The organism is Nonomuraea sp. NPDC050680 (assembly GCF_040654555.1).
GTDB lineage: Bacteria > Actinomycetota > Actinomycetes > Streptosporangiales > Streptosporangiaceae > Nonomuraea.
In genome coordinates, this window is the sequence record NZ_JBFAIF010000032.1 from 67653 (window position 1) to 92675 (window position 25023).

The window sequence follows — 25023 nt, forward strand, 5'->3', positions numbered from 1 at the left end:
GATGAGGCTTCGACAATGGTGATGAATGGGGCAACGACGAGCGCCGGCCTGCGCGCGTACAACCGAGTGCGGCTGTTGCGGGCCGTGCACGACTGCGGCGCGACCCGCACCCGCTCCCGTCTCACCCAGGACCTGGCGCTGGCCCGCGGCACGGCCTCGGTGCTGGTCAGCGGCCTGGCCGAGGACCGGTTGCTGCACGAGGAGCCGTCCGCGGAGCACGTCAGGGGACGGCCCACGCAGGTGCCGGGCCCGCATCCCGAGGGGCCGCTGGCGCTGGCCGTGGACCTACGAGAGGACTCGTGGGAGGTCGCGGCCTGCGAGCTGGGCGGCCGCGTCACCGTCCTGGACGTACGGCGCCACGACGGCACGCCGGAGGGGGCCCTGGGGCCGCTCGGTGAGGTGCTGCGCGGGCAGCTCGGACGCCTCGGGTCCCGGGTGATCGGGGTGGGCGTCGCGGTGGCGGGGCCGGTGCGCGACGGCGGCCTGGTGGACGTGGCCCACCTGCGCTGGCGCTCGGTGGACGTGCCCGCCCTGCTCGGCCTCGGCGACGCGGTGCCCGGCGGCGGGCCGCGGGTGGGCAACGACACGGCCTTCGCGGCCTTGGCGGAGGCGCGGCGGGGACGCTTGCGCGGGATTGGGGTGGGGCTGCACATCCACGTGGACTTCGACCTCGGCGGCGTGCTGGTGGTGGAGGGACGGCCGCTGGAAGGGGCCGGCGGGATGGGCGCGGAGTTCGGGCACATGCCGCTTACGGGCGGCGACGCGCTCTGCATGTGCGGCGCGCGTGGCTGCTGGGGGCTGGAGGTGGGGGCGAACGCGCTCCTGCGCCACATGGGCCTGGCGTACGGCGGCGGGCAGGGCCGCGACGACGCCCGCCGCATCCTCGCCACCGCCGAAGCAGGCACAGAAGCAGGCAGCGGGACGGGCGGCGGCACCAGCGGAGACACAAGCGGCGGGACGGGTGGCGGCCAGGCCCCGACCCGGGATGACCACACGGGCGGCGGGGCGGCGCTGCGCGCGGTCAGGACGAACGCGCAGGCGCTGGGCCGGGGACTGGCGGCGCTGGTGAACGCGCACGATCCGGCGGTGGTGACCCTGTCCGGTCTGGGCGTCGACCTGTACGACCGGGCCCTGCCCACCCTCATGGAGTCGTTCGGCCGTGGCCTGATGACGATTCGCCACGAACGGCCGCCCGTGATCGCCCCCTCGGCCCTGGGCTGGCAGGGTCCGCTGGTCGGCGCCATGGAGTCGGTGTTCGACATGTTCCTCACCGTCTCCGGCGTCGAATCCTGGCGCGGCAGCACGTGACGGATGGATCGAACTCGGCCCCGTGAAGCGATGGGAAGCCTTGATCCAGCATCCTGCTCCTTCCCCCGAAGAGCACCCCCATGTCGTCATGGTACGCGTGCATACCCCCTGACCTGCAACAACCCGGCTTCGCCGGAGCGTTGCCGGACCGATCGGGGCCCTCGCGACACGCCCGAACGCCGAATGTGACGGATACCACGCGCAAGGGCGGAAACCACCCACCCAAGCCGGGATCTCGCCGAGCCGGCGTCCCGGGAGGGGCGGCACCGCGCGCCGACCTGCGGCTCCGCCGAGCCGACGGCGCACGGGCGGGGAGCTCCATGACCTGGTCAGAGACCGTTTCGCGGGCCTCGAAGGCGGTCTCGCCCGGTGAGCGGGCTACGGTGAGGAGAACCTCGTGGTCGGCGGCATGGGCGCCAGCGGAGGCACGCTCGCGCGGGACGTGGCGGGCGCCGAGACAGCCGCTCCGGCATGGCGCACACGCTGAGCGGGCGCTTTTCGCAACACGAACCGCTGGTATCCGCCATGATTAGCCACTGCACCACGGGTTACAGAATCCCCGACCCCAAACTCCCCTAGGAGAACCGAGATGGCACTTCCGACTCTCACCCCCGAGCAGCGCAAGGCGGCTCTGGAGAAGGCCGCGGAGGCACGCGCGGCCCGCACCGCCCTGCTGGGCAAGGTCAAGGCCGGCGAGCTGTCCTTCGCGCAGCTGCTGGAGCGCGACGACGACATCGCCAAGAAGATCAAGGTGTCGCAGGCCCTGCGCGCCGTCAAGGGCGTCGGCCCGGCCAAGGCCACCGCGCTCATGGAGGAGGCCGGCGTCGACGAGAAGCGCCGCCTCGGCGGCCTGGGCGCCCAGCAGCGCAAGAAGCTGGTCGACGCGCTCGGCTGACCACCGGGCGGCCAGGTCCGCGCGGAACGCCGCGCGGACCGGCCGGCGCCCTGGACGTACCCGGCGTCCAGGAGTAGAAGCCGTCCAGGAGTTCAAGCCGTCTAGAAGTACAGCCTGTGTCAGGACCGCAGATAGGCGAGTACGGCCAGCACGCGCCGATGCTGATCGCTGTCGTCGGCGTACAGTCCGAGCTTGCTGAAGATGCTCCTGATGTGCTTCTCCACGGCCCCGTCGCTGATGACCAGCTGCCTGCCGATGGCCGGATTGGACTTGCCCTCGGCCATCAGCCCGAGCACTTCCCGCTCCCGCGGCGTCAGCTGGGCCAACGGGTCGTCCCTGCGCCTGCGCACCATCAATTGGGACACCACCTGAGGATCGAACACGGTCCCGCCGGCGGCGACCCGCCGCAGGCCCTCCATGAATTCGTCCACGTCCACGACCCGGTCCTTCAGCAGGTAGCCCACCGCGCCTCGGGCATCGGCCAGCAGGTCGTCGGCGTAGGAGACCTCGACGTACTGCGACAGGATCAGCACCGGCGCCCCCGGAACCCGGCGGCGCGCCTCCACGGCGGCCCTGAGCCCCTCGTCGGTGAACGACGGCGGCATCCGCACGTCGACCACGGACACGTCCGGCCGATACTCGGCCACCGCCTTGACGAGACCGTCGCCGTCACCCGCCGTCGCGACCACCTCGCAGCCGAACTCCTCCAACAACCTGACCAGGCCCTCCCTGATCAGAACCGCGTCATCGGCCACGACTACCCGCACGGCACCTCCGCTACGATCACCGTCGGCCCGCCGTCCGGTGACTGCACGGCCAGCTCCCCGTCGACCGCGCGGAGCCGGTCGGCCAGACCGGCGAGACCATGTCCCTTGGCGACGTGCGCGCCGCCGACCCCATCATCCCCGATGGTGAGCATGAGAATGTCACCGATGTGGACGAGCTGGATCGTGCAGATGGTGGCGCGGCTGTGCTTGGCGACGTTCGTGAGCGTCTCGGCGACGACGTAGTAGATGGCGTTCTCGACGGAGGCCTGGTAACGCCGGACGGTCTGCACGTCGAGATCGACCGGGATGGTGCAGCGTCCGGCGAGGGCGGCCAGGGCCGGGGCGAGGCCGCGGTCCGACAGGATGGGCGGCGCGATGCCGCGTGACAGGGCGCGCAGCTCGTCGAGCGTCTCGCGGGTGGCAGTGATCGCCGAGCTGATCGTGGCCTGCGCGGCGTCGGGGTCGCGCTGCATCTGCCGCTGGGCCCTGGACAGCTCCATGGCCAGCGAGACCAGCCGCTGCTGCGGGCCGTCGTGGATGTCGCGCTCCAGCTTGCGCAGCGCGTTGGCCTCGGCGGAGACGGCCGCGGCCCGGCCCTCGGCCAGGTCGTCGATGCGCTCCTGCAGCTCGGCAACCCCGGTCAGCAACGCCCGGCCGACCCCGGCGCGCAGCAGCGCGGCGCCGCGCACCATGAACGGCAGGATGAGCAGGCCGAGCAGACCGAGCACGACGTAGAAGGCCGAGTTGACCCAGTAGGACTGCTCGAACCCGAGCAGCTGGGGCAGCTCTTCGTTGCCGGGGATGCGCGAGGTGACGACCCCCCACAGCGGGTAGGTCAGCCCGGCGATCGGTATCGCCCAGAACACCACGGTCAGCACGAACGACACGATGGCGAGGGGGAAGTTGAAGATCCCGTGCAGCAGGTCGAGCCATGACTGCCCGCTGGTCAGCGGGTTCACCAGCCGGCGGAACCGGCCCGCGCCCGCCGGCGCCGGCTTGTAGCGCGGGCGCACCGGAGGGCGCTTGAGCACGTCGGAGAGCCAGCCGCGCTCCGCGTCCGCGAACCCCCTGGCGATCATGAGCGTCCCCGCGAGGAGGGGCACGCCGATCCATACGACCGCCGTGCCCACGCCGGCGGCCATGCCGGCGATCAGCAGCACGAAGGCGATGACGGCCGTGGGGAAGCCGACCAGCGTGTAGCGCGTGTCCAGGAGGACACGTCTCATGAGGGAGCGCATGGCGTTCACGGTACGACTGTGCCATGCCCGGATCGACCCTGTGCGCAGGTACATGGCGGTAGGGCCTGCCCTACCTCCCATGGTGGTGCGATCTTCCCGCAAGAGGGCGGCTCACGGCACTGTGCCCAGCCGCCCGCGACGGAAGTCTTGAGGCCTCACGTCCACACGAATCGAGGCCCCCATGACCGCGTTGCTCGACCATCCGGCGGCCCTGCCTGAGGCCGCCGCACCGGTCCGCCCCGCCCCGGCGGCGCGGGCGACGGTCAGGGACCCGTTCATCGACCTCCTGCGGGTGTTCGGCATGGCGCTGGTGGTGCTGCAGCACTGGACGATCCCGGTGCTCGCCTTCGACGGCACCCGCCTGACCACCGGCAACGCCCTGGCGACGCCGGGCGTCTGGGTGGTGACCTGGATCAGCCAGGTGATGCCGCTGGTGTTCTTCGCGGGCGGCGCCGCCAACGCGATCAGCTTCGGCCGGGCGGCGCACGGCGGTCCGCAGTGGCTCGTCACCCGGCTGCGCCGGCTGGCTTGGCCGCTCCTGCCGCTGGCCGCGGTCTGGATCCCGCTCCCCCAGTTGCTGCTCACGCTGGGCGTGCCCGCGCAGCCGCTGCAGGTGGGCGCGCAGCTCACCGGGCAGCTCCTGTGGTTCCTCGCCGTCTACCTGATCGCGGTCACGGCCACGCCGTACATGATGAGCCTGCACGACCGGTACGGCCTGCGCGTCCCCGCCGTGCTGGCGGCCGGAGCGGTGCTGACGGACGTGGCGCGGTTCTCGACGGGGGTCGACGCGCTGGGCTACCTCAACATCGTGTTCGTCTGGCTGGCGGTGCACCAGCTCGGTTTCCGGTACGCCGAGGGACGGCTGACCCGCCCCGGCCTGATGGCGATCGGCGGGTTCGGGGCCGCGGCGCTGCTCGTGGCGTTCGGCCCGTACCCGGGCAGCATGATCGGCCTGCCCGGCGCCGAGATGTCGAACATGGCCCCGCCCACACTGGCCATGCTGGCCGTCTCGATCGGCCAGATCGGGCTGGCCACGCTGCTGCGGCCGTGGATCCTGCGGCTGCGGACCGGCAAGCTGCTCGCCTGGGCGGGGCCGCGCATCATGACCGCCTATCTGTGGCACATGCCGGCACTGTTCGCGGTCACCGGCGTGGTCGTCGTCGGTCTCGGCATCGACACGCCGGCGCCGGGCGGCCTGGCCTGGTTCGCCGGGTGGCCGATCTGGTTCGGGGCGCTCTGCCTGGTGATGTGGCCGCTGCTGAAGGGCTTCTCCCGGTTCGAGGAGCCGCCCGCGCTGCCGTACGGGAAGGCCACCTGGCGTAGCGCGCTCACGTCGGCGGCGCTGGTCGGCGGCGGGCTGCTGGGGCTGACCGCGGCGGGGTTCGCGCCCGGCAACACGCCGTTCCTGGCGGCCCTGGCGATCCTGGGCGGGCTGCTGCTCACCGGCCCGAAGGCCCGCGTGTGACGCGCGCGTGAGGATGCGGAAACATGATGGTCACGCGAATCCTCTAAGAATGCAGTTCTATGACGCTCATCCAGCCTGTGTCCGAGACCGACCTGCCCGCCGTCGCCGAGATCTACGCGCACTATGTGACGGAGTCGGTGGCCACCTTCGACGAGACACCCCTCGACGTCGAGGCGTGGCGGCTGAAGGCGGCGGCGATCGCCGAGGCGGGCCTGCCGTTCCTGGTGGCCAAGCAGGAGGACGGCGGGGTGCTGGGGTTCGCCTATTGCGGGCGTTACCGCCCCAAGCCCGCCTACCGGCACACCGTGGAGGACACGATCTACCTCTCGCCGGGGGCGACCGGGCGCGGGCTGGGACGGCTGCTGCTCGGCGAGCTGATCGCCCGCACCGGTGAGACCGACGCCCGGCAGATGATCGCGGTGATCGCCGACGGCGGTGACCCGGCCTCGCTGAAGTTGCACGCGGCGTTCGGATTCGCGGAGGCGGGCCGGCTGAAGTCGGTCGGTTTCAAGCACGGGCGATGGATCGACACCATCCTTTACCAGCTCGAACTGCCCTAACCCACGGGGATCGGGGGCCGTCGCGCCGGCTCGGGTTCGAGCATTCGGCAAACTTCGGCAGGATAGAGGGTGTGAGCCTCCTCGTTGACCGACTGCCGGAAGAGATCGACGCCGACCCGGACGCTATTTTCGACGCGTTCGTCTCCTGGAACTCCGAACGGGGGCTCACGCTCTATCCCGCCCAGGAGGAGGCGCTCATCGAAGTCGTCTCCGGGAGCAACGTGATCCTGTCCACCCCGACGGGCTCCGGCAAGAGCCTGGTCGCGGCGGGCGCCCACTTCGCCGCGCTGACCAGGGACGTACGCACGTTCTACACCGCGCCGATCAAGGCGCTGGTGTCGGAGAAGTTCTTCGACCTCGTCTCCGTCTTCGGCACCGAGAACGTCGGCATGATGACCGGCGACGCCAGCGTCAACCCGGGCGCCCCGATCATCTGCTGCACGGCCGAGATCCTGGCCAACGTCGCGCTGCGCGACGGCGCGGCGGCCGACATCGGCCAGGTCGTCATGGACGAGTTCCACTTCTACGCCGAGCCCGACCGGGGCTGGGCGTGGCAGGTGCCGCTGCTGGAGCTGCCGAACGTCCAGTTCATCCTGATGTCGGCCACGCTCGGCGACGTCGCGATGTTCGAGCGCGACCTGACCCGGCGCACCGGCCGGCCCACCTCGGTCGTCAAGCACACCGAGCGGCCGGTGCCGCTGATCTACTCCTACCGGATGACGCCCCTCCACGAGACGCTGGAGGAGATGCTCCGCACCGGCCAGGCGCCGGTCTACGTCGTGCACTTCACCCAGGCCGCCGCCATGGAGCGGGCGCAGTCCCTGATGTCGATCAACATGTCGACGAAGGCCGAGAAGGAGGCCATCGCCACGCTGATCGGCGGCTTCCGCTTCACCACCCGGTTCGGCCGCGCCCTGTCCCGCCTCGTACGCCACGGCATCGGCGTCCACCACGCCGGGATGCTGCCCAAATACCGGCGGCTGGTGGAGCGGCTGGCCCAGGCCGGCCTGCTGAAGGTCATCTGCGGCACCGACACCCTCGGTGTCGGCGTCAACGTGCCGATCCGCACCGTGCTGTTCACCGCGCTGTCGAAGTACGACGGCAACAAGGTGCGCCGCCTGCGCGCCCGCGAGTTCCACCAGATCGCCGGCCGGGCCGGGCGGGCCGGCTTCGACACCATCGGCTACGTCGCCTGCCAGGCACCCGAGCACGACATCGAGAACGCCAAGGCGCTGGCGAAGATCGGCGACGACCCGAAGCGGCGGCGCGGCTACGCCCGCAAGAAGCCGCCGGAGGGCTTCGTCGGCTGGAGCGAGGAGACCTTCGAGAAGCTGCAGACCGCCGAGCCGGAGCCGCTCAACTCCCGGTTCAAGGTCACCAACGCCATGCTGCTCGCGGTCATCAACCGGCCCGGCGACTGCTTCCAGGCGATGAAGCACCTGCTCACCGACAACCACGAGGACCGCAAGTGGCAACGGCGGCACATCAGCCAGGCCATCGCCATCTACCGGTCGCTGCTCGCGGGCGGCATCGTGGAGCAGCTCACGGAGGCCGACGAGCAGGGCAGGCGGGCCAGGCTGACGATCGACCTGCAGGAGGACTTCGCGCTCAACCAGGCGCTGTCCACCTTCGCGCTGGCCGCCTTCGACCTGCTCGACCACGATTCGCCGAGCTACGCCCTCGACATGGTGTCGATCGTGGAGTCCATCCTCGACGACCCGCGCCAGATCCTGTCGGCTCAGCTGAAGAAGGCCAGGGGCGAGGCGGTCGCGCAGATGAAGGCCGACGGCATCGAGTACGAGGAGCGGATGGAGCAGCTGGCCGAGGTCATGTACCCGATGCCGCTGGACGATCTGCTGCTCGGGGCCTATGAGACCTACCGGCACGGGCATCCGTGGGTGGGCGACTACACGGTCAGCCCGAAGAGCGTGGTGCGCGACATGTACGAGCGGGCGATGACGTTCGCCGACTACATCCAGTTCTACGAGCTGGCCAGGTCGGAGGGCACGGTGCTGCGCTACCTGGCCGACGCCTACCGGACGCTGTCGCGCACGGTCCCCGAGCACCTCAAGACCGAGGACCTGATCGACCTGATCGAGTGGCTGGGCGAGCTGGTCAGGCAGGTCGACTCCTCACTGATCGACGAGTGGGAGCAGCTGGCCAACCCCGAGGAGGCGCTGGAGCGCAACGCGCAGCTGGAGGCCAAGGTCCGGCCGGTCACCGCCAACACGCGGGCCTTCCGGGTGCTGGTGCGCAACGCGATGTTCCGCCTGGTCGAGCTCTGCGCCATCGAGAAGGAGGACGAGCTGGGAGAGCTGGCGCCCGACGTCGACTGGGGCGCGGCGCTCGACGCCTACTACGCCGACCACGAGGAGATCTTCACCGACGCCGACGCGCGGGGTCCCGCGTTGCTGCGCATCGAGGAGGAGGACGGCCTGTGGAAGGTGCGCCAGACCATCAAGGACCCGGCCGGTGACGGCGACTGGGGCATCGACGCGCAGATCGACCTGGCCGGCTCCGACGAGGAGGGCCGCGCGGTGGTGCACGTGCAGGGTCTGAACAGACTGTGAGATATCTCAACAGATGGTGAGATAGCCGTGTGCCGGAGCGGACTGGCAAGGGCGCTCCGGCACACGCGCGTTCCTCAAGTCTCCGATAGATAAGTTCGTCATAAGGTCATGACAATGTCTCAAGATCGGGACATTTGGCGGGAGTCCTGCCGCAGGCGTCGATCCGGCGATCATGGGACAAAATATCCGAATGAGCGATGAAGAGAACCGACGAGTGCTCGGTCTGCTCGCCCAGGACGACACTCTCCGGGCGTTCGCCTCGCTGGTCCTCGGTGCCACCGACGGGCTGTCGCCGAAGGTCCTCGCCCGGCTGGCCGCCGGTGGGCTGGCCGTGCGGGACGAGGACGGCGCGTGGCGGGCGGCGCCGGAGAAGTTCCGCGAGCTGCTCCGGGCACGGGCCGCCGAGCCCTCGGACACGGTCGGCGCCGAGGAGCGGCTGCTCCGGACGTTCCTGGTGGACGGGCGGCTGACGACCATGCCCACGAAGCGGGACAAGAAGCTCGTGGTGCTGCGCTACATCTCGCGGGTGTTCGAGCCCGGCGTGCGTTATCCGGAGAAGGACGTGAACGTGGCGCTGCGGGCCTTCCACGATGACTACGCGGCATTGCGCCGCTATCTGGTGGACGAGGACCTGCTGTCGAGGCACGACAACGTCTACTGGCGCAGCGGCGGGCCGGTGGAGCTCTAACAGCTCTAGCGGCAACAGCTCTAGCGGCGCAGGTTGCTGGTCCAGGCGTCGATCTTGGCCTGCCACCGCGCGTGGTCCTCAGGGCGGCCCGGGACGCCGGGCCGGGTCTGCCAGGGCAGCGGCCCCGGCTCCGGCCGGTACTCCACCCCGATCGCCGACAGCCGTGGCAGGTGGGCCGCCAGCCGCAGGCGGAAGTCGGCCAGGTCCCGGGCGGGCGGGCTCCACACCGTCTCCGCGAACGCCGCCACCCTCGGGAAGGCCATGTAGTCCATGCGCCGGTTGGAGTCGATCAGCTCGCTCCACAGGCCGCACTGCGACCCGAGGACCCGCGCCCCGGCCGGATCGTCACGCAACTCCCCCGGAACCGGGTCGAAGGCATACACGTCCTCCAGCGTCAGCACGGTCCCGAACGGCACCGGCTCGTCCTCCCCCGGCCCCTGCCGGTAGTCGAAGTAGACGGAGGTGTTGGGGCAGGTGATCACGTCGTGCCCGGAGCGGGCCGCCGACACCGCGCCCAGGTCGCCGCGCCAGGAGGCCACCACGGCGCCCGGCGCGAGACCGCCTTCCAGGATCTCGTCCCAGCCCACCAGCCGGCGGCCGCGCTCGGCCAGATAGTCGTCGAAGCGGCGGATGAACCAGCTCTGCAGCTCCTCCTCATCCCGCAGCCCGAGCTCGCGGATGCGGCGCCGCGCGGCGGGGCTGTCGCGCCACTGGTCCTTGCGGCACTCGTCGCCGCCGACGCACACGTACGGGCTCGGGAACAGCTCCAGCACCTCGTCGAAGACGTTCTGGAAGAAGGTGATCGTGCTGTCCTCGACGTTCAGCACGTTCACCCCGACGCCCCAGGTGGTGCGCACCTCCAGCGGGGTGTCGAGGTTGCCCAGCTCGGGGTAGGCGGCGATGGCGGCCTGGGTGTGGCCGGGCAGGTCGATCTCGGGCACGACGGTGACGTGCCGGCGCGCCGCGTAGGCCACGATCTCCCGGATGTCGTCCTGCGTGTAGTAGCCGCCGTGCGGGCGGCCGTCCATGGCGCCGTTCCAGCCGGTCTGGCTCTCCTTGCGCCAGGCGCCCACCTCGGTCAGCCGGGGGTAGCGCTTGATCTCCAGGCGCCAGCCCTGGTCGTCGGTGAGGTGCAGGTGCAGCACGTTGAGCTTGTGCAGGGCCATCAGATCGATGAAGCGCAGCACCTCATGCTTGGTCATGAAATGTCGGGCGACGTCGAGGATGCAGCCGCGCCACCCGAACCTCGGCTCGTCCTCGATCAGGACGGCGGGCAGCACCAGCGGCCCGCCCGCCGACGCCTTCCTGAACGCGGCGGGCGGGAGCAGCTGCCGCAGGCTCTGCGCGCCGTAGAACACCCCCGCCGGGCCGCCGCCCTCGATCACCACGCCTTCGTCGGCCACACTCAGCCGGTAGGCCTCGGGCGGCAGATCGTCGCGGAGCCCGAGCGTGATCGTTCCCGAGCCCGGCCCCGGCAGCAGCTCCCCGCCGACGACCGGGCTCAGCTCGCCCCGCAACCAGGAGGCGACCTCGCCCAGCGGCGGCGACGCCGTCACCGAGGTCTCCCGATCGAGGACGAAGCGCCCCTGCCGGATCTCGTACCGGACGGGCTTGGGAACGATCATGAGCTCTCTTCCTACTGGCAGGTTATGGAAGCGTCGGCGAAGTCGGCGTGGTCGGAGGTGGCGTTGTCGCCGCCGTTGGTCGCGACCAGCCGGACGTACGTGGCGCCCGTCACGGACGCGGTGACCTTCCTGGCGGGTTGCGCGCCGGTGACGACGCCCGAGTGGGCGACCCGGCCGCCGTCGGCCCATACTTCGAGGTCGGCCGAGCCCGCCTGGCCCACCTCGTCGTCGATCCCGGCCTGGAACTCAACGGTCGAGCAGCGGCCGGCGGTGTAGAACTCGATGTCGGCGGGCGCGTGGGCACCGAGCCCCTTGGCGTACGTGACCCCTTCGATGGTGATCGGCTTGCCGTCTCCGGCGACCTTGTCGCCGTTGCTGGTGTCCTTCTCGACCGGGCCGAAGTAGTTGGCGACGCGGGTCCAGGGCAGGTCACTCAGGTACGTCCGGCCGGAGCCGGGCGCCCGCGCGACCTTGACGACGGCGGTGGCCGCGGACTTGGCGGCGGTGGCCGTGACCTCGTAGTCCCTGAGCTCGGCTCCGGAGGGCGGAGTGACCCCCCACTTCACGGTGAACGTCTCGCCGCCGTCCAGCCGCCCGGATTTGGTGGCCGTCCGCGCCCTGGCCCGCCACCCCTCAGGTACGGCCAGCGCCACCTCGACGTCGCGCAGCCGGTCCGTGCCCCCGGTGTTGGCGACCCGGGTGACGACCTCCCGCTCCTTGCCCGGCTCCAGCACGGACGGGTGATCGTCGCCCAGGAGTCCCGGGTCCACCTCCACCAGCACGGCGGGCGGGGCCTTCTCCCGGCTCTGGCTCACCCGGTAGAGCACGGACCCGTGAGCGGGCACCTGGGCCGCCAGGGCGCCCTCCGTGGTCGTGACCGCGCCGGTCCACAGCTCCTCGACCCGGTAGCGGGCGGGCTTCAGCTGGGTGGAGATCGTCGCCGCCCGGTCGCTCTCGTTGAACAGCAGGATCGCCTGATCCCCGTTCGCCAGGGGCTTCGACAGCACGTGGTACCAGCCGTCGGAGGTCACCAACCGGCCCGGCACGCCCAGCGCGTCCTGGTCGACGGCGATCACCTTGGGGTTGGCGACGATCGCCGGCGGCGCCTTGGCCGGGTCGACCTGGAGGATGAGCGGGGCGGCGCCGACGGCCCAGAGGCCGACCTGGGTGCGGTACTCGGCGTCGGTCATGCCGCCCCGGCCCGCCTGGACCAGGTCGGGGTCGGCCGAGCTGCCCGGACCCGCGTACTGGACCCTGAGCTGGTTGGTCTCCCAGACGTCGACCATGGTCGCGTAGCTGTCAGGGAGGGGCTTGTTGTAGACGTTGGTCCGCCAGGTGGTGGCCTTGGCCTCCTTGCCCCACAGCCACGGCACGGTGCTGCCGTCCTCGTTGTTCATGGCGAACTCGATCGCGTCGCCGAGCGCCTGGCGCATGCGCGGGTAGAGGGTCTGGGCGATCTGCTGGACGTTCTGGCCGGGGAAGTCGGCGGTGGGGACGTTGCACCAGTCGTACTTGACGTAGTCGACGCCCCAGCCCTTGACCTGCTCGGCGTCGGCGGCCTCGCTCTTGTAGGAGCCGGCGCCGCCGCCGGAGCACGCCTTGGTGCCCGCCGACAGGCTCAGGCCGAGCTTGAGCCCCTTGCCGTGCAGGTAGTCGGCCAGCGCCTTGACGCCGGAGGGGAAGCGGGTGGCGTCGGGGGCCAGGGCGCCGCCCGTACGCTGGGCGGCCAGCCAGCAGTCGTCCAGGATGACGTGGTCGTAGCCGGCCGGGGCGAGCGCGGCCAGGCTGTCGGCCGCCTGCCGTACGGACGCCTCCGAGACGGAGCAGCCGAGCGTACGGCTGCTCCAGCCCATGGGCGGCCCTTGCGGGGCGGCGTCGGCGTTGCCGGGTAACGGGACGAAGGGCAGGGCGATGAGGGCCGCCGCGAGGGCGGCCGTGGTTGTGCGCATGGGGGTCCCGTCAGGCTGGGTGGAGCGCCGGATCGCCGGGCTCGATGACGAAGGAGCCGGAGGTGTAGGCGGGGGCGTAGGGCTCGGTGACGCGGGACAGCGAGCGGAAGTCGACCTTCATCTCCTGATCGGTGAGCTTGGCCCGCACGTAGCCGCGGCGGCCGTTGAAGAACTTGACGTGCGGGTTCTCCTCGAGCAGGACCTGCGTGTTCGGGTACTCGTCGAAGCCGTTGCCGGAGCTGGTGACCGAGGTGGTGACGAGCTCGACGGCGACCGACTTGGAGGCGGGGTCCTGGTAGTCGCGCTTGATCTCGCCCGCCCAGTGGGAGTGCACGTCGCCGGTGAGCACGACGCCGTTGCGCTTGTAGTCGTCGATGGCGGCGGCCAGGCGGTTGCGGGAGGCGACGTAGCCGTCCCAGCCCTCGTTTGAGTAGCCCTTGCCCTCGCCGTTGGTCCAGTCCATCTCCATGAAGAAGACCTGCTGGCCGAGCAGGTCCCAAGTGGCCTTCGAGCCGCGCAGCTCGCCGTCGAGCCAGGATTCCTGGGCGGCGCCGAGGATGGTCCGGTTGGGGGCGAACCGCTCCTGGCAGTCGGCGCCGACGGTGCCGCTCTTACCGGTACAGGCGTAGATGTCGCGGTACTGCCGGGTGTCTAACAGGTGCAGGTTGGCGATCGCGCCCCAGCGGATGCTCCGATACAGCTTGAGCGACGACCCGTCCGGCTTCTGGGCGCGGCGCAGCGGCATGTTCTCGTAGTACGCCTGGAAGGCGGCCGCCCGGCGGGCCAGGAAGGGCGGGTCGGGCTGCTCGGGCACGTCGCCGGCCCAGGCGTTCTCGATGTCGTGGTCGTCCCACACCACCACCCAGGGGGCGATGGCGTGGGCCAGCTGAGACTCCGGGTCAGCCTTGTGCTGGGCGTGCCTGAGCCGGTATCCGGCCAGGTCGAAGCACTCTCCCCCGGCCTGGTCGCGGACCGGGTACTTGTAGTCGCCGTACTCGTAGATGTAGTCGCCGAGGAAGGCGATCAGATCGGGCTGGTCCTCGGCCATCCTCCGGTAGGGGGTGAACCAGCCGGTCTGGTAGTCGGCGCAGGAGGTGAACGACAGGTTGAGCGCGCGGCTGCGGGTGCCGCGGGCGGGGCTGGTCAGGGTGCGGCCGACCTGGGAGATCTCGCCGGCGGCCTTGAAGCGGTAGAAGTACTCGGTGCCGGGGCTCAGGCCGTCGAGCTCGACGTGGACGCTGTGGGCGGCCTCAGGCCGAGCGAGGTCGGCGCCGTGCCGTACGACGTGGCGGAAGTTCTCGTCCTTGGCGAGCTGCCATTCGACGGGTACGGGACGCGACGGCATGCCGCCCAGCCCGTCGAGGGCCACGGGGTCCATGGCCAGGCGGGTCCACAGGACCACGCCGTCGGGGGCCGGCTCGCCGGAGGCGACGCCGAGCTGGAAGGGGTCGGAGATCGGGGCACGGCGGGCCGCCGCGCGCACGGGTGAGGTACCCAGTGCGGCGGTCAGGCCCAGTCCGGCGCCCCCAGCGAGGAGTGAGCGCCGGCTGATCATTTGATGGTCGCGTTCCCTTCCGTGACGGCCTGGTCCGCGGCCTGCTTGGGGTCGAGCTTGCCGAGGTACATCTCGTTGAAGATCTGGTTGAGCTTGGTCTCGAAGCCGGTGAACCCGGTGGTGACGGGCAGCGGGAACGTGGTGCCCTTCGACTCCTCGACGAACGGGGAGACGTCGATCTTCTTGGTCTTCTGCCAGTAGTCGACGTAGCCCTGGGTGAGCCCGTTGAGCGCGGGGAAGATGTAGCCGTCGGCGGCCATCAGCTTCTGCGGCTCCTCGCTGCCGAGGTAGGCGGCCAGCTTCATGGCCTCCTGGGGGTGCTTGCTCTTGGCGTACACGGCCTCCGCCAGGCCGTTGAGGTTGACCGCGCGGCCGGTCGGGCCCTCGGGCATGAGGGCGACGCCCACCTCGAAGTTGGCCTCCGGCGCGACGTAGGGCAGCAGCGCGTTGTTGGCGGGGAACATCGCCACCTCGCCCGCCTTGAACATGTCGGTGATCTTGCCGGTCGGCGGGTTCGTCTGGGTCGCGGGCGGCGAGACGTGATACTTGTTCACCAGGTCGACGCCGAACCGCAGGGCCTGCACGGAGGCGTCGTCGTTGAAGGTGTACTTGCCGAACGGCTGGTCGAGCAGCTTGCCGCCGTTGGAGTTGACCCAGTTCATCCACTGGGTCTGATAGTGATTCCAGGACGCGAAGCCGTAGGTCTTGACCTTGGCCGGGTCGAAGCCGGGGTCCTCGGGGTGCTTGCCGGCCTCGTCGACTGTCAGCTTGCGCGCGGTCTCCAGGAACGTGCCGGAGCCGTCGGGCTTCCAGGTGAGGCTGGCCGGCATCTCGACACCGGCCTTCTTGAACAGATCCTTGTTGTAGAGCAGGCCGACGATGCCCCAGTCCTTGGGCACGCCATACAGCTTGTCCTGGTAGGTAAACGTCCCGACCACCGTTGGATGAAATTTCGTGGCATCGAGCTTGAGGGGCGACATGTCGGCCAGGACGCCCTTGGTGACGAACTCGGGGAACTGCGACGGCGTCATCCAGAACACGTCCGGCGCCGTGCCGGCCACCGCGTCGGCGGTGAGCTTGGTCCAGTACGCGTCGTAGGGCAGCAGCTCGATCTTGACGTCGATGTTGGGGTTGGCCTTCTCGAAGGCCGCCATGACCTTGTCGTAGCCGACCTTCTGCTGGTCGTCCCAGAGCCGGTAGGTCAACGTGACCTTGCCGCCTCCGGTGCCGCCGCCGGTGTCACCGCCGCCCGAGCCGCAGGCGGTCAGGGTGAGCGTTGCGGCGGCCAGCAGTGTCACGGCATGGCGGAGCTCGCGTATGCGGGGGGATCGCATATGACCTCTCTTACTTGAGGCCGGTGAGGACCACCGACCGGACGATGTACTTCTGGAAGAAGATGAAGATCGCGACCATCGGCACCAGCGCGATCAGCCCGCCGGCCATGATCAGGTTGTAGTCCACGCCGATGCCGACGTTGAGGGTGGCGAGGGCGACCGTCATGACCTTGGTGTCGTCACCGCTGGTGATGATCAGCGGCCAGATGAAGCTGTTCCACGACGAGATCACCGTGATGATCGTCAGCGTGCCGATCGCGGGGCGGCAGAGCGGTAGCAGGATGCGGGTGAGGATCTTCAGCGGGCCCGCCCCGTCGATCCGCGCCGCCTCTTCGAGCCCGGCGGGCAGGCCGCGGAAGAACTGCCGCATCAGGAAGATCCCGTACGGCGTGCCCAGAATGTACGGCGCGAGCAGGCCGTACCACGTGTTGACCACGCCGAGCTCCCGCATGATCAGGAACAGCGGGATCATCGTTACGGCGCTGGGCACCATCATCGTGGCCACGTACAGCCAGAAGAGCACCTCGCGCCCGCGAAAGCGCAGCCGCGCGAACGCGTAGGCGGCGAACGTGGTGAACACCAGCTGGCCCAGCGTGAGCAGCGTGGTCATCACCACCGTGTTGAGCAGGTAGCGGGGGAAGTCGCCCCCGAGGAGCTTGGTCAGGTTGGCGGTGGTGGGCGGCAGGCCGGGCACCCACGGCTCGGTCGAGTTGAGCTGGCCCTGGGTCTTGAAGGCGGTCAGCACCACGAGCAGATAGGGGAAGACGGCGACGAAGGCGCCCAGGGTGAGCGTGGCGTAGAGCAGGATGCGCTTGGTCATGTCGTCCTTCAGCTCATGTCGTAGGTGGTGCGTTTGCCGAAGAACCTGACCTGCACCAGCGTCACGGCCAGGATGACCGCGAAGAGCAGCATCGACAGGGTCGAGGCGTAGCCGAAGTCGAACTCCCTGAACGCGGTGCCGAAGATCTTGAAGTTGATGACCTCGGTGCTCTGGCTGGGCCCGCCGTTGGTCATCACGAAGACGGTGTCGAAGACCTGGAAGGCGCCGATCAGGTTCGTCACCATGACGAAGAACATCGTGGGGTTGAGCAGCGGCAGCGTCACCCGCCAGAACCGCTGGCGCGGGGTGGCGCCGTCGGTGGCGGCCGCGTCGTAGAGCTCGCGGGGGATGCCCTGCAGCCCGGCCAGGAAGAAGAGCATGTTGTAGCCGGTGTACTGCCAGACGTTGACCAGCGCGACGGCGGGCAGGGCCCATGTGGCGTCCGACAGCCAGTCGGGACCGGTGACGCCGATCACGGCCAGGGCGCTGTTGATCGCGCCGTCACGCGGGTCGAAGATCCAGTTCCAGACCAGGCCCATGACGATCGGGGTGGCCATCCACGGCACCACGAACAGCGAGCGGAACACCTTGACGCCCTTGATCGGCTGGTTGAGCAGCAGGGCCAGCACCAGCGCCAGGACCGTCTGCAGGGGGATGCAGAGCAGCACGTAGACGACGGTGATCCCGAGGGAGTGCCAGGACTCTCCGTCCCCGGCCAGGCGGCGGTAGTTGTCCAGTCCGGCGAAGGTGGGGGGCGACAGGAGCTCCCAGTGGAAGAAGCTCAGCACGAAGACGATGACCATCGGCAGCAGCAGGAAGGCGAGCACGCCCAGCAGGCTCGGGCCGATGAACAGGTAGGCGTGCCAGTCGCGCCTCCTCCTCACTCTCTTCTTGACGGCTCCGTCCCTCTTGACGGCTCCGTCCCTCACGACGGCTCCGTCGTGGTGGGGACCATCAGGCGCCTGGTCGTCTCCAGGCCCCAGTCGTCGAGCGCCGCGATCGGGTCGCTGGAGCCGCGCAGGCCACCGGTCGCCTCGATGTGGGCGGCCCACTCCTGCCTGGCCTCCACCTCGGGGCGCAGGATGATGCAGTCGGGGTCGTTCACCCACCAGCGGGCGTGCAGGAACTCGCGGGCCGCGCCGGTCAGCCGGGCGCCCAGCTGTGACGGCTGGCTGATGTCGCCCGACTTCGGATGCAGCGTGGGCGCGATGTCCGGGCTGACCCGCATGATGTCGACCAGGCCGAGACTGGGCAGCATCGGCGCGCCGCAGCCGTGCAGGGTGGCCTCCGGGCCGGCGCCCTCGCGGATCAGCTCCAGCCCGCGCCGGTAGGCGGCGATCGGGTCGAGGTCCTCGTGCCTGCCGCCGGCCAGCGCCCCGGCGTAGATGAAGTCGAGCTTGAAGTGGCTGATGCCGTACGCGGCGAAGGTCCTGAACACCTCGACCAGGTGGGCCGCGGCATCCGGGTGGGTGACGTCGAGCACCGCCAGGTCCTGGTCCCACATGCGGCCCGCGTGGGCGCCGCCGACCAGCCAGTCGGGGTGCTCGCGGAAGATCCGGCTGCGGTGGCCGACCAGAAAGGGGGCGGTCCAGACGCCGGTACGCTTGCCCGCCTCTCCCAGGGCTTCCGCCACCTTTAGCAGCGAGCCGAAGCCGGGGCGCGGGTCCAGCCAGTCGCCGATCTCGGCCTCGTAGCCGTCGTCGATGAGGAACATGTCGGCGCCCAGCCCGTGCCGCTCCGACAGGCGGAGGTTGTCCAGGACGTCGTCCTCGGTGACCTTGGCCCAGTAGCCGTACCAGGTGCACCACATAGGGGGTACGGCCGGGAACGTCCTGGGCGCGTACCCCTCGGCCATGCCCTCCGCCCACGCTTCCAGCGACTGGCCGGTCAGGTGGCGTACGGGGCCGTTCGCGCTCACGATGAGGCGGCCGCCCTCCTCGCGCGCCCGGATGGAGGGCACCTCCACCGGGCTCGGCGCGGACCACAGCTCCAGCGGCGCGCCGCCGCCGGGGTCGATCGCGAGCAGCCCCTCACCCTGGAACACTCCGGCGGGCACCGGTGTCTCGGGGCGGTAGCAGAGGATCTGGATGTTGTCGTCCGCGGGTCTGGGCGGGGTTTGGCCGAGGCGGTAGGCGCCGGTGGGGCTCCACGACTGCCAGCCGTGCTCGAAGACCCGGGCCTGCCCTGGCTGATGGACGACCTCGCCCACGTCTGCGAACGACATCAGACCCTCTATTCCTGTTGATCTACTTACGAAGGAGCGCTTCATTAGTAGCACCAGAGGTTCAGCAGGGTCAATGTCCGGTTCTGCGCGAAAGCGCCAGTGCTTAAGCAGAAGCGAACGCTGGCATAATGGCGAGTTACAGAGGACACCTACGTTAGGGGCGGCGATGGCGAACCTGCGCGGCGGCGACCTGTCCCGGCTCAGGCAGCTCAACTCGCTGACCGCGATACGGGCGCTGCGCGGGGCCGGACCGCTCACCCTCTCGGCGCTGGCCGAGCGCACGGGGCTGTCGCGGCCCTCCATGAAGGAGGTCGCCGACGAGCTCATGGAGCTGGGCTGGGTGGAGGAGGTGCCGCCTTCGCCGGGCACGATGGGCCGACCGGCCCGCCGTTACCGGTTCCGTGCCGACAGCGGCTGTCTGGTCGGCGTGGACATAGGCGGGCACAACGTACGGGCCGCGCTGTCCGACCTCGACGGCGTGATTCTGGCCGAGACCCGGCAGCCCGTTCTGCCGGACGCGCCACTGGAGGAGCGCCTGGCCGCCATAGACCGCGCGGTCTCCGGCTGCCTGGCGCTCAGCGGCAGGTCGGCCGCGGACCTCTGGACGGTGGCCGCCGGCACCACGGGCGTGCTCACGCCGGAGGGCCGCATCGCGTTCTCGGCCGCGATCCCCGCCTGGACGGGCCTCGACCTGGCGGCCAAGCTGCGCGAGATGTTCCCGTGCCAGGTGCTGATCGAGAACGACAGCCGCCTGGCCGCACTCGCCGAAGCCCGCCGGGGCGCCGCGCAGGGCGCTCGGGACGTGGTGTTCCTGCACGTCGGACGGCGCATGGGCACCGGCCTCATCATCGACGGCAAGGTGCACCGGGGCTTCGGCGCCGCCGCCGGCGAGATCGTCATGCTGCCGGAGGCCCGCTGGTACGACGCCCCCGAGCACCTCAACGCCTGCGAGGTCGTGCCGGAGGGCACCGCGCCCGAGGACGCGGCGGGCTACACACTGGCGGCGGCCCGCGACGGCCACCCCGTCGCCCTGGCCGCCGTCGACCGCTACGTGGACGACCTCGCGGTGGGGGCGGCGGCCATGGTGCTGGTGCTGGACCCGCAGATGGTGGTGCTGGGCGGCGGCTTCTCCCGCTCGGCCGACGTCCTGCTGGCGCCGCTGCGGGAGCGGCTGGAGCGGGCCTGCATGCGGATGCCGGAGGTACGCGCCTCCACGCTGGGGGACGAATGCGTGGTGATGGGCGCCATCGACTACGCCGCCGACCACCTGGACCGCGAACTGTTCACCTCCGACGCCCCCCTGACGCCGCTGCGCTGATCATCAGGCGTTCGGCCGCCGGAGGCGGGAGCGGAAGTCGCGCGGCGCCATGCCGTACTCGTGGCTGAACGCCCGGCTGAAGTGGAACGGGCTGACGAAGCCCGACGCCGCCGCGACCTGGCCGACGTCCATGTCCGTCACCTCCAGCAGCCGGGCCGCGTGCCGGATCCGCGCCCTCCGTACGGCCCGCATGGGCGGGTGGCCCGTCTCGGCCGTGAACAGGTGCGCGAACCGGGAGGGCGACAGGGCGACGGCCCTGGCCAGGGAGGCGACCGAGTGGGGCGCGCCCGGTTCGGCGGCGATGAGGGCCAGCGCCCGGTGGACCCGCGCGTCACCGGGCTCCTCGGCACGCCGGGCGTCGCCGACCGGCCGCGCGGAGGCGGTGGCCAGCACGATCACCTCCTCGACGGCGTTCAGCACCAGCTCCCGGGCGGGCCCGGAGACGGCGACAGCGGGCGCGTACTCGCGCGTGGGACGGGCAGCGGGCGCGTGCGCGGGGCTGTCGGTGGGCGCGGGATGAGCAGCGAGCGCGGGCGCGGGACGGGCAGCGGGCGGGTGGGCGGGGCGGGTGGCGGGTTCGCCCAGGGAACGGGCGGCGGGCGGGAGCCAGCGGGCGTTTCTGGCGGCGCGGCCGAATGCCTCATCGATCTGGGCGCGGGTCGGCTCGGGCACGCCTTCGACCAGGTGGCAGCCCGGCGCCCGGGCGTGCTCCGCGAGCCAGCCCAGCCAGGCCGGGCGCGGCTGGAAGTGCGCCCACCAGAAGCGCCACCGCTCCGCCCCCGGCGCGACCCGGTAATGCTGCGCGGCGTCGGCCCCGAGCACCACCAGATCCCCTGGCCCGGCCGTGAACGACACCCCCGCCTGCTCGACCAGTCCCGCCCCGTCCTGGGTCCACATGAGCAGCCAGCTCGGCGACCCGCTGACGCGCCGCGTGGCGTACCCCGGCCGGTTGTCGAAGTGGCCCACGATCGTCAGCTCCGCAGCAGGAACAGACATCTCCTCAGCGGTCACAGGCATACCGTTCACCGGTCCGGCTCCTTAGCGTGAAGGTATGAGGCTGACAGATTTCCATGATCGAGGATTCGTCCTGGTGCCCGGTCTTCTGGCCGCGGATGAGGTGGCGGAGCTGCGGGAGGAGTTCATGGCGTTGCACGCCCGGGGTCCGATCCCGGGTCACTTCTCCCCCAAGCCGCAGGACCCCGGCCACCCGTACGACATCCTGCGCGACTACCCGCGCGTCATGCACCCCCACCAGGTGAACGACGTCGCGCTACGGTACCTCCTCGACGCCCGGATCGCCGCCGTGCTCCGCGACCTGCTCGGTGAGGAGCCGATAGCAGCCCAGAGCATGTTCTACTTCAAGCCGCCCGGCGCGCGCGGGCAGGCGCTGCATCAGGACAACTTCTACTTGCGGGTGGAGCCGGGCACGTGTGTGGCCGCCTGGGTGGCGCTGGACCGCGTCGACCGGGCCAACGGCGGCCTGGAGGTGGTGCCCGGCACGCACCTGATGGACCTGTTCTGTCCCGAAGAGGCGGACAACGACGTCTCCTTCACCAAGGATTACGTCCCGCCGCCACCGGGCCTGGAACGGGTGCCGGTGGACATGGATCCGGGCGACGTGCTGTTCTTCAACGGCAGCCTGGTCCACGGCTCCGAGCCGAACAGCACGGCCGACCGGTTCAGGCGCAGCTTCATCTGCCATTACGCGGGCCGCTCGGCCGAACGCATCTCCGCCTACTACCCGACACTCACGATGTCGGGCGACCCGGTCCAGCTCCAGCCCGCCACAGGCGGCGGCCCCTGCGGCACGGAGGCCGCGGGCCCGCACTGAACAGCCTTAGGTCCGCCCGCACTGGACGGCGAGATGCCCGAGCCAGGAGGCCAGCTGCCGGATATAGCGGTCAGCCGCCGGATATATCCGACTCGGCGTCCGAAGGCACGACACAATCCCACGGGTCGTCCAGCCACCCGTCCGGCAGGAGCACCTTGCCCCGCTCGCCCGACTTCCCGCGCGGGGTGTCGGTGTTGGGCGGCCACGGCTGGTCGTGCTCCAGCTTGGCCAGCCCCTCGCGCAGCCCGTCGAGCGACTCGGCGGTGGCCAGCTCGCGCCGCAGCTCGCCGCCGACCGTGAACCCCTTCAGATACCAGCCGACGTGCTTGCGGAAGTCGGCGATCGCGTAACGCTCGATGTCGAAGCACTCGGTGAGCCCCTCGGCGTGCCTGGCCATCATCGCGGCCACCTCGCCGAGGCTCGGCCGTACCCGATCCGGACTGCCGTTGAACGCGTTCTCCAGATCCCTGAACAACCACGGCCGCCCCAGGCACCCCCGCCCGACGACCACCCCGTCGCAGCCGGTCTCCGCCACCATGCGCAGCGCGTCGTCGGCGCACCAGATGTCGCCGTTGCCCAGCACCGGAACCTCCGGCACCGCCTCCTTCAGCCTGGCGATCGCGTCCCAGTCGGCCACGCCGCCGTAGTGCTGCTTGGCCGTACGCGCGTGCAGGGCGATCGCCGCGACCCCCTCCTCGACGGCGATCCGGCCGGCGTCGAGGTAGGTGAGGTGATCGTCGTCGATGCCCTTGCGCATCTTCATCGTGACGGGCAGCGGGCCGGCGTTCGTCACGGCCTCACGCAGGATGCGCCGCAGCAGGTTTCTCTTGTACGGCAGCGCGGAGCCGCCGCCGCGCCTGGTGACCTTGGGCACGGGGCAGCCGAAGTTCAGGTCGATGTGGTCGGCCAGGTCCTCTTCGGCGATCATCTTGGCCGCGCGCCCCACGGTGCCGGGGTCGACGCCGTACAGCTGGATGCTCCTGGGCCGCTCCGACTCCGCGAACCTGATCATCCTGAACGTCTTGGGGTTGCGCTCCACCAGCGCCCGCGTGGTGATCATCTCGCACACGAACAACCCGGCGCCCTGCTCGCGGCAGAGCACCCTGAACGCCGCGTTGGTGATGCCCGCCATCGGCGCGAGCACGACCGGCGGCCACACCCCTATCGGTCCAATCTTCACTCAGTCAGTTGTAGCGCAGGTCAGGCCGTGACGGGTATTCGCGGATAGTCTGTGAACTGGCATCTAGTGGGGAGGGGACGGATGCTTCTGCGAGTACGCGTCGCACTGCCCGACCGGCCGGGTTCGCTGGCCCAGATCACCCGAGTCCTCGGCACGGTCGGAGCCGACATCACCCAGTTCACCGTTCTCGACAGGGGCGCCGGCCGCGCCGTCGACGACATCACGGTCTTCTGCCCCGACGGCACCCCCAAGCAGACCCTGCTCAAGAGCCTGCAGAGCGTCGCCGACGTGGCGGTCGAAGGCATCTGGACCACCCGAGAGGCCCCGGGCACCTACCCGGAGCTGGAGATCCTCAAATACATCACCACGGCGGGCGACAGGGCGCTGACCACCCTGGTCGACTCGCTGCCGGTGCTGTTCAGCGCCGACTGGGCCGCCACCGCCGCCGAGCGCGGCGTCATCTACGCCAGCTGGCGCGCGCCGCAGCAGGTGACGCTGCCGAAGGACGTACCATCTCGCCCCACGCCCCTCACACTCGACGACGGCCTGCACGTCATCCACGCCCCGCTACCGCCTCTGGCCCTCACCCTGCTCCTGGCCAGGAGCGACGGCCCGGCCTTCCACCGCATCGAGGTGCACCGCCTCACCCGCATCCTGGAGATCTTCCTCAGCCTGCCCGCGACGGAGCGCAGCGTGGCCCGCCAGCTCCGCAAGTAAGCATCCACTCGGAAAACCCGCTAGAGTTATGGGGCAACGCGGAAGTGGCTCAGTGGTAGAGCATCACCTTGCCAAGGTGAGGGTCGCGGGTTCGAATCCCGTCTTCCGCTCGGATGGGCGACTCGGTGGAGTGGCCGAGAGGCGAGGCAGCGGCCTGCAAAGCCGTCCACACGGGTTCAAATCCCGTCTCCACCTCCAAGGACGATTAGCTCAGCGGGAGAGCACTTCCCTGACACGGAAGGGGTCACTGGTTCAATCCCAGTATCGTCCACCACGCTCCATGGCAGACCAGGCCCGACCTGGTCAAACAGGAGACAAAGCCCCAGCTCACGGCCTCAGTCGCGAGTCTGGGGCTTCTGGTTATTCGCAGGTGATTGCGGTACTTGTCAGCACCGGTGCTGACGTTGTGATGACCTAGTTCACGAGTCATCGGGATGCAACTGTGCCCGCAGCGCAGCCCTCTCAGCCGGAGGCATGCCCCACTCGATCTCCCATGCCCGGCGATCAACCGATTCCACAACCCCACCTAGATCCTCAAGGACCTGGACAACCAACTCATGCGGGAGCCTGACTTGGCTGGAACTCGTGAGATAGTTCTCCGCCCCTGGTGCCACGTCCTCAGGATCCCTGTAATCCGGCCCCTGCTCGTCAGGGAACGCCTCACGTAACGCCTCCGTGCGCAACTCGCCTCGCTGATGAACAAGCAGGTGCCGCAAGGCACGGATGTACCTGACTCGCTCCGTCTCGACGGCGACGCCGAGGAGTCCGATTACATGGACCAAGGTCTTCCACTCAGGCGAGGGACGGTTGGGCTTACTCGGGATCGTCAGTCCGATCCGCCCAAGCGCCTCGTCCAGCGCCTGCTCAAGGTAGATCTCGAACGCTGTCAACGGCCAAGTGCGTGTCGCCGCTGGTGGCCATGTAGAGGTCCCCATCTCTTCGTAGTTGACTACTTCTTGATCAAGCGTGCTGGTGTCCT

Annotated in this window: 21 protein-coding genes and 3 tRNA genes; 12 read left to right on the plus strand and 12 right to left on the minus strand. The window is 70.1% G+C overall.

Features of this window, described 5'->3' with window-relative positions:
- The first annotated feature begins 21 nt into the window (after positions 1 to 21).
- A complete protein-coding gene (locus AB0H88_RS48905) occupies positions 22 to 1308 on the plus strand; it encodes an ROK family protein (protein ID WP_357656578.1) in 1287 nt (428 codons plus the stop codon).
- Between the two features lie 589 nt (positions 1309 to 1897).
- Positions 1898 to 2203, plus strand: a complete 306-nt coding sequence (gene mihF / locus AB0H88_RS48910; RefSeq protein WP_357656579.1) for an integration host factor, actinobacterial type — start codon at positions 1898 to 1900, stop codon at positions 2201 to 2203.
- A 119-nt stretch (positions 2204 to 2322) separates the two neighbouring features.
- Here the strand turns inward: mihF and AB0H88_RS48915 are convergent, their stop codons facing one another.
- Both AB0H88_RS48915 and AB0H88_RS48920 read right to left on the minus strand, forming a co-directional pair.
- Positions 2323 to 2970 carry a response regulator transcription factor gene (locus AB0H88_RS48915; RefSeq protein WP_357656580.1) on the minus strand — a complete coding sequence of 216 codons (648 nt, stop codon included), beginning with the start codon at positions 2968 to 2970 and terminating at the stop codon, positions 2323 to 2325.
- Entirely contained in the window at positions 2961 to 4196 is a 1236-nt protein-coding gene (locus AB0H88_RS48920; RefSeq protein ID WP_357656581.1) for a sensor domain-containing protein, read from the minus strand. Before AB0H88_RS48920 ends, AB0H88_RS48915 begins: the two co-directional genes overlap by 10 nt.
- Positions 4197 to 4389: 193 nt before the next feature.
- Here AB0H88_RS48920 and AB0H88_RS48925 point away from each other — a divergent pair, with 193 nt between their 5' ends.
- The 4 genes from AB0H88_RS48925 (at position 4390) to AB0H88_RS48940 (ending at position 9491) form a co-directional block, all read left to right on the plus strand.
- Positions 4390 to 5673: an acyltransferase gene (locus AB0H88_RS48925; RefSeq protein WP_357656583.1), complete on the plus strand. Its 1284-nt coding sequence runs from the start codon at positions 4390 to 4392 to the stop codon at positions 5671 to 5673.
- 59 nt (positions 5674 to 5732) lie between these two features.
- The gene (locus AB0H88_RS48930; protein ID WP_357656585.1) at positions 5733 to 6233 is read left to right on the plus strand and encodes an N-acetyltransferase family protein; all 501 of its coding nucleotides are present in this window, start codon (positions 5733 to 5735) and stop codon (positions 6231 to 6233) included.
- Between the two features lie 62 nt (positions 6234 to 6295).
- A complete protein-coding gene (locus AB0H88_RS48935; RefSeq protein WP_357656610.1) occupies positions 6296 to 8803 on the plus strand; it encodes a DUF3516 domain-containing protein in 2508 nt (835 codons plus the stop codon).
- Between the two features lie 190 nt (positions 8804 to 8993).
- Positions 8994 to 9491 (plus strand): DUF2087 domain-containing protein, encoded by a 498-nt coding sequence (locus AB0H88_RS48940; protein ID WP_357656586.1) that lies wholly within the window; start codon positions 8994 to 8996, stop codon positions 9489 to 9491.
- A gap of 20 nt (positions 9492 to 9511) precedes the next feature.
- On the opposite strand, the gene AB0H88_RS48945 is transcribed toward AB0H88_RS48940, so the two are convergent.
- From AB0H88_RS48945 to AB0H88_RS48975, 7 genes are read right to left on the minus strand one after another with little or no spacing between them, the layout of a single operon-like run.
- The gene (locus tag AB0H88_RS48945) at positions 9512 to 11116 is read right to left on the minus strand and encodes a beta-N-acetylhexosaminidase (protein ID WP_357656588.1); all 1605 of its coding nucleotides are present in this window, start codon (positions 11114 to 11116) and stop codon (positions 9512 to 9514) included.
- Positions 11117 to 11127: 11 nt separating this feature from the next.
- A complete protein-coding gene (locus tag AB0H88_RS48950; protein WP_357656589.1) occupies positions 11128 to 13065 on the minus strand; it encodes an NPCBM/NEW2 domain-containing protein in 1938 nt (645 codons plus the stop codon).
- A gap of 10 nt (positions 13066 to 13075) precedes the next feature.
- Positions 13076 to 14620, minus strand: coding sequence for an alkaline phosphatase D family protein (locus AB0H88_RS48955; RefSeq protein WP_357656591.1), 1545 nt, complete (start codon positions 14618 to 14620; stop codon positions 13076 to 13078).
- A complete protein-coding gene (locus AB0H88_RS48960; protein WP_357656592.1) occupies positions 14617 to 15954 on the minus strand; it encodes a sugar ABC transporter substrate-binding protein in 1338 nt (445 codons plus the stop codon). Before AB0H88_RS48960 ends, AB0H88_RS48955 begins: the two co-directional genes overlap by 4 nt.
- 10 nt (positions 15955 to 15964) lie before the next feature.
- Positions 15965 to 16774 (minus strand): carbohydrate ABC transporter permease, encoded by an 810-nt coding sequence (locus tag AB0H88_RS48965; RefSeq protein WP_357656594.1) that lies wholly within the window; start codon positions 16772 to 16774, stop codon positions 15965 to 15967.
- A gap of 8 nt (positions 16775 to 16782) precedes the next feature.
- The gene (locus AB0H88_RS48970) at positions 16783 to 17703 is read right to left on the minus strand and encodes a sugar ABC transporter permease (protein WP_357656596.1); all 921 of its coding nucleotides are present in this window, start codon (positions 17701 to 17703) and stop codon (positions 16783 to 16785) included.
- Positions 17700 to 18998, minus strand: a complete 1299-nt coding sequence (locus tag AB0H88_RS48975; protein ID WP_357656598.1) for a glycoside hydrolase family 36 protein — start codon at positions 18996 to 18998, stop codon at positions 17700 to 17702. Before AB0H88_RS48975 ends, AB0H88_RS48970 begins: the two co-directional genes overlap by 4 nt.
- A gap of 166 nt (positions 18999 to 19164) precedes the next feature.
- On the opposite strand from AB0H88_RS48975, the gene AB0H88_RS48980 reads away from it, so the two are divergent.
- Positions 19165 to 20316 carry an ROK family protein gene (locus tag AB0H88_RS48980; RefSeq protein ID WP_357656600.1) on the plus strand — a complete coding sequence of 384 codons (1152 nt, stop codon included), beginning with the start codon at positions 19165 to 19167 and terminating at the stop codon, positions 20314 to 20316.
- Positions 20317 to 20319: 3 nt separating this feature from the next.
- Here the strand turns inward: AB0H88_RS48980 and AB0H88_RS48985 are convergent, their stop codons facing one another.
- A complete protein-coding gene (locus AB0H88_RS48985; protein WP_357656611.1) occupies positions 20320 to 21333 on the minus strand; it encodes a helix-turn-helix domain-containing protein in 1014 nt (337 codons plus the stop codon).
- Between the two features lie 34 nt (positions 21334 to 21367).
- Here AB0H88_RS48985 and AB0H88_RS48990 point away from each other — a divergent pair, with 34 nt between their 5' ends.
- The gene (locus tag AB0H88_RS48990) at positions 21368 to 22147 is read left to right on the plus strand and encodes a phytanoyl-CoA dioxygenase family protein (RefSeq protein ID WP_357656601.1); all 780 of its coding nucleotides are present in this window, start codon (positions 21368 to 21370) and stop codon (positions 22145 to 22147) included.
- Positions 22148 to 22217: 70 nt separating this feature from the next.
- Here AB0H88_RS48990 and dusB read toward each other — a convergent pair whose 3' ends face one another.
- Positions 22218 to 23327 (minus strand): tRNA dihydrouridine synthase DusB, encoded by a 1110-nt coding sequence (dusB, locus tag AB0H88_RS48995; RefSeq protein WP_357656603.1) that lies wholly within the window; start codon positions 23325 to 23327, stop codon positions 22218 to 22220.
- Positions 23328 to 23408: 81 nt separating this feature from the next.
- Between dusB and AB0H88_RS49000 the strand changes: the two genes are divergently transcribed.
- From AB0H88_RS49000 to AB0H88_RS49015, 4 genes are all read left to right on the plus strand, one after another.
- The gene (locus AB0H88_RS49000) at positions 23409 to 24044 is read left to right on the plus strand and encodes an ACT domain-containing protein (RefSeq protein WP_357656604.1); all 636 of its coding nucleotides are present in this window, start codon (positions 23409 to 23411) and stop codon (positions 24042 to 24044) included.
- 38 nt (positions 24045 to 24082) lie between these two features.
- Positions 24083 to 24154 (plus strand) — tRNA-Gly (locus AB0H88_RS49005).
- A 14-nt stretch (positions 24155 to 24168) separates the two neighbouring features.
- Positions 24169 to 24242: transfer RNA gene (locus tag AB0H88_RS49010), tRNA-Cys, on the plus strand.
- 1 nt (position 24243) lies between these two features.
- Positions 24244 to 24318 (plus strand) — tRNA-Val (locus AB0H88_RS49015).
- Between the two features lie 145 nt (positions 24319 to 24463).
- On the opposite strand, the gene AB0H88_RS49020 is transcribed toward AB0H88_RS49015, so the two are convergent.
- Positions 24464 to 25023: hypothetical protein (locus tag AB0H88_RS49020; RefSeq protein WP_357656606.1), on the minus strand; the 560-nt coding region annotated here is incomplete at its 5' end.